The organism is Aeromonas intestinalis (genome assembly GCF_054052485.1).
Genome location: NZ_JBSTYK010000032.1, coordinates 1 through 5,251, shown reverse-complemented (window position 1 = coordinate 5,251; position 5,251 = coordinate 1). Strand labels below are relative to the sequence as shown.

At 59.6% G+C, this 5,251-nt stretch carries 2 protein-coding genes; one reads left to right on the top strand and one right to left on the bottom strand.

The genetic code is table 11. The features are described from left to right. Positions 1-70: 70 nt before the first annotated feature. Complete coding sequence (gene nrfA, locus ACW5W7_RS21245) at positions 71-1,513, bottom strand: ammonia-forming nitrite reductase cytochrome c552 subunit (protein WP_434662554.1); 1,443 nt, start codon at positions 1,511-1,513, stop codon at positions 71-73. A gap of 719 nt (positions 1,514-2,232) precedes the next feature. Here nrfA and ACW5W7_RS21240 point away from each other — a divergent pair. Then, on the top strand, positions 2,233-5,251 hold a 3,019-nt coding region (locus tag ACW5W7_RS21240), incomplete at its 3' end, for a retention module-containing protein (RefSeq protein ID WP_456502999.1).

Below are 5,251 nucleotides of genomic sequence, written 5' to 3'. Positions count from 1 at the left end.
AAATTTTAAAAAACCCCATAGGACCCCCCCAACCCGGGGGGGCCCGGGGGCCGGGGCCCCCCAGTCCGCGTCATTGTGCGAGCCGTCCGGCCGCTTTGGCCTCGGCATCCCAGGCGGGTACAGTGGTCTTGAGGAACTGGGCCTTGTCTGCATTCATCTGTTTCATATCCATGCCAAGGGCGGCCTGGGCCTTCTCCTTGGTGGAGACGTCAGGAATGGCGATTTCGTGGCTGATCCCCTTGGCGGCCAGGAGGCGAGCGAGCTTGGTGCGTGCATCGGCGGCCTTGTCCAGGGCGCTGCCGAGCATCTTCAGAGCCACTTCCGGCGCGTGTGCCTGCACCCCGTGAGAGGCGATGGCGAAGTCCCAGCGCCACTGGGCGTGACGAATGTCTTGCTGGATGTCTTTCATTTCGGCTTCGGTGGCGCCGGCATCCCAGGCCGCCTTGGCTTCGAAGTGGGCGTGTACCAGCTGCTTCTCGACCTTCAGCTTGGTCTCGACCACGGCTTCCTTACGCTGGTGAACGATGTCCTGCAGCATCTCCTTGCTCTGGGTGTGGCAGTTGCGGCAGGTTTGCTCGAAGCGATCGAACGGGTTGCCGACCTTGTGATCCGTGTAGACCTTGCCCTGTTCGTTTTGCACCTTGGGCATGTGGCAGTCGACGCAGGCGACATTGTTCTGGCCGTGAATACCGGCGCGCCAGGTCTCGTATTCCGGGTGCTGGGCCTTGAGCATGGGGGTCTTGGAGAGGGCATGGGTCCAGTCGGCGAAGCCTATTTCGTCATAGTACTCTTCCATCTGCTCGACCGAGGTGCCCTTGTCCCAGGGGAATTTCACCGCCTTGGTGGGCCCGCTGAAGTAGTACTCCACGTGACATTGACCGCACACCTGGGACTGCTGATCGAAGCGGCCCTGTTCCTTGAACGGCTTGCCGATGGCGGTCATGGCGCGGTCCGCATAGGGGCGGGAGAGGTGCAGGGCGGGTTTGCCCTCCTTGAACTCTTTGGAGGCGGTGTCATGGCAATCGGCGCAGCCAATGGTGTTGACGATCTCCGGCCCGCCCTTGGCCCACATCCCCTTGAAGTAGCCATCTTCGCCCTTCTCATCGATAACCCGGGCTACATCCGGGCCCTTGCAGCTCCAGCACGCCATGGGCAGGGGGCCGTCTTCGGCGCTCTTGGGGGCGCCGGTGCGCAGGGTTTCCCGCACGTCGGTCAGGGCATAGGCGTGACCACGGGGTTTGTTGTAATCCTTGGAGAAGGGGTAACCGGCCCAGAGCACCACCATGTTGGGGTCTTCGGCCAGGGCGTCGGTACGTTCCTTGCTCTCACTGGTGGCCTGCCAGCTGCTGAACTGATCCCCATGATCCTTGGCGAACAGCTCGTTGCGCGCCTCTATCTTGCCCTTGGCGGCGGTCTCTTCGGCCAGTGCCGAGCCGCTGGCGCCGAGCAGAGCGGTCAGTAGCAAGGCCGCCAGGCCCTGCCTCAACATGTTGTTATTTGAACCCACGGTCATCACTCCCAGATAAAACGTCCTTACCGGGCCTGACCGGTCCATCTTGTTGCGTGGACATCACTACCCGAATGGGCATGGCAGGCCGTTTAATTGTTATTGATGTATAAACAATGGTTTTTATGCATTTTCAGCCCGGAAATAATACCAAATGGGTAAAATGGATGATGATTTATCACGTGGCCTCTTGCGCTAGATCAATTGACAGGGAAGAGAAAGCACAGAAATGGGATCCAGATTGGATTCCTATCTTTATCTATGGGTTATGGCCAATGGCGACGGGGTGTACTGGCAGTGGTTGAAGGTGTGTTGTCAGGCAGTACACCCCTCACCGAGAGGATGTGAGGCAGGAAGCGGCTTGTCTGGATTGAATGAGAAATGCATTGATATGCAATTGCTGATTTTGAAAAAAACGGACGCGGCTAGATGCTTAAATAAAGTGTCGATTATTTAATAGGCTGCCCATCTGACACAAGCTGTCGTAATAATGACGCCAATCCTGTTGCCCACCGTACAGAAAGTCACCTTATGAGTCTAGCTTTCGTATTAAAAGTGGATTGGTAACGATTTCATTGCATTTAATAGGACTAATAACGCTATTTCCTTTCTATATTTTCGAAAATGCCGAAGGGTTCTCCAGACTGGACAGGGGTAAAATAGGCGTCTATTCACCACGGATTTGTATTCTTTAGAGTCCGTGCTCATGAGTTGGAGATGAAGTTATGGCTGAGCTGCGAATTGAAAAACCGACCCTCATCAATCATCTGGAGGGCAAGGTCTTTGTGATGGATGCCGACGGCACCCTTCGTCCTGCCACCGTGGGCATGCAGCTCCAGCCCGGCGAACGCCTGTTGACCGAAGGCAATGGCCGCTTCGAACTGGGAGATCCCGCCGACGGAGAGAACCTCGATCAGGCCGAGCTGGCCAAGGCACAGCCGGATCCCCAGGCCGTCGATCCTGAACTGGCCAGCCTGCAGCAGGCCATTCGCGAAGGGGCCGACCCGACCGCCGTGTTCGAAGAGACTGCCGCCGGCAATGCGGCGGCAGGGACTGCCGGAGGAGTCGTGGGCTCCAGTGCCGGTGGCTTCGTGGTGGTGGATCTCAATAACGATTTCACCGTGGCGGAAGCCGGTTTTGACACCGATCATCAGATCCAGCCCCAGGGCAATGAAGAGCCCTACGTGGAGGATCAGGATCAGCAGGCTTATATCACCATCACCGAACCCCAGACCGACGACAACATCATCAACGCGGACGAGGCGGCTGGGGTCATCATCCGTGGCACGGTACAGGATGTGGAAGTTGGCCAGACGGTGACCGTGACCCTGATCGATCAGGATGGCAATCGTCTCACCACCACCACAGTGGTGCTGCCCGGGTTCGTCTGGGAGGCCAATTTTGGCGATGTGACCGGCAAGCTGACCGACGGCCCCCTGACCATACAGGCGGATACCCAGGATGCCGCCGGCAATCGTGCCAGCGATCTGGGCCATACCCTGCTCGATACCATCACCACCATCACACTCGATCTGGCCGATGAAAGCGACACCGGTGCCAGCCAGGTGGACGACTTGACCCATGACACCACGCCGCTCCTGCAAGGCAAGGGGGAACCCGGCGCTACCGTTACCCTGAGTCTGGGTGGCAACGTGGTGGCGGTGCTGGTCGTCGATGGCAATGGTAACTGGCAATACCAGATCCCCAATACCCTGCCAGATGGTGCCTATGACTTTCGTGTCGACTCGGTGGACATCGCCGGCAACCGTGCCAGTGACAACCTGACCGTCACCGTCGATACCCGGGCCAGCATCGATATCGACGATCTCGATACCAATCTTATCCTGGGTCATGACAACGTCACCCTGAGCGGCACCACCACCGAGGTGGAAGCGGGCCAGAGCGTCACCATCACCCTCATCGGCCAGAATGGCCAGATTCTCTACAGCGACAGCGCCCTGGTGGGCAGTGACGGCCGCTGGCAGTTGAACGGCCTGGATCTGACGGGCATCACCGGCCCCTATGAAGTCAGGGCCGAGGTGACCGATCTCGCGGGCAACCGGGTGATAGACGGGGCTCCTCTCATCGGCCAGAGCGATGTGCTGACCCTCTCCGAGGGAGACCTGGCCAAGGGCCCCATCACCGCGACCGGTTCCCTGCATACGGGGGCGGGGCTGGATGGCAATCTGCAGGTGAGTTTCGCAGCCGATCAGGGGGCCCTCCAGCAGCTTGGCCTCAGCAGTCATGGTTCTCCCCTCAGTTATCAGGTGGTCGGCCAGACCCTGACCGCCACGGCGGGTGGCAACACCGTCTTCACCCTGACCCTCGCCAATGACGGCAGTTATCGCATCGTCTGGAACCAGAGTCTGGATCACGGCCAGGACAACCTGAGCCTGCCGTTCTCGCTGGAATATCGCGACAGCGACGGGGATCTGGTGCACGCCAATCTCAATGTCAATCTGGTGGACAGCACGCCGCCAGCCTTCACGCTTCCCTCTGTCTCCCTGACCGAGGATGGTTTCACCGATCAGGCGCCCGTGGTGGGACAGAGCCACTTCGTGATTGGTCACCAGGCCGATCCCTTGGTGGCGAGCAGTGCCGTCTTCGCGGATCAGGCCAATACCCTCGTTCGTCTCAATGGCAGCGGCATGAGCAGTGACGGCCATGTGCTGAGCTTCGAGTTCAGCGGCGATCGCCTGCTGATCGGTTATTACACCGATGATCAGGGCCATCGCGTGGAGGTGATCAAGGCCGAACTGACGGCTACCCAGTCGGGTAGCGACATCGACGGCCAGGTCACCATCTCTCTGGTGGGGCCGTTGGATCACCAGGGCAGCGATACGCTTTCCCTCGGCCTCAGCGTGTCGGCCAAGGAGATAGACGGGGATGAGACCCGCGCCGATCTGCAGGTGACCATCCATGACGGGACAGATCCCAGCCTCGGCACTGACGCCGGCATCAGCCTGCAGGAAGGGGGCACCAACCAGAGCCTGGACGGCCAGCTGCCGGTCAATGTGGGCAGCGACCGCCTGGCCTCCCTCAATTTCGAGGCAAGCCAGCCGGGTCTTGATGGCCTCACCAGCGGCGGCAAACCCACTACCTATCAGGTCAATGGCAATGTGATTACCCTATCTGATAGCGCTGGCAAGGTGATTTTGACTGTCACACTGGGTCTGGACGGAAAATACCACCTGCAACTGGACGGCGTGCTGGACCAGCCGGTGGACAGCAACAGCGTCAATCTGGGGCTGCAGGTGCAGGGCACCGATTTTGACGGTGACCACAGCAACCTCGGCACCCTCAACATCACCATCACGGATGGCGCTCTGCCGAGCGTGGACGCCGTCTCCCTGCATCTGGTGGAAGACAGCGACTGGGGCGCGGCACAGAGCCTTTCCGGTCAGCTCAATATCACCGCAGGCGCCGATCCCCTGGTCAATATCAGCTTCGATGCCAACCAGCCGGGCCTGCAGGGGCTCACCAGCGGTGGCCAGCCAGTGGTGCTCAGCATCAGTGGCAACAGTATCAGCGGCAGCGTCAACGGCCAGAATGTCTTTACCCTGACCCTGGATCAAAACGGCAACTACGTCTTTACCCTCAACCAGCCGCTGGATCAGGGCAGTGCCGACAGCCTGCTCAAGGCGGGCTTCACGCTCACAGACAGCGATGGTGACAAAGTCTCCTCCACCCTGAGCGTCGCCATTGGTGACGGTGCCAATCCGGTGATCAGCGCCGTGACCGGCA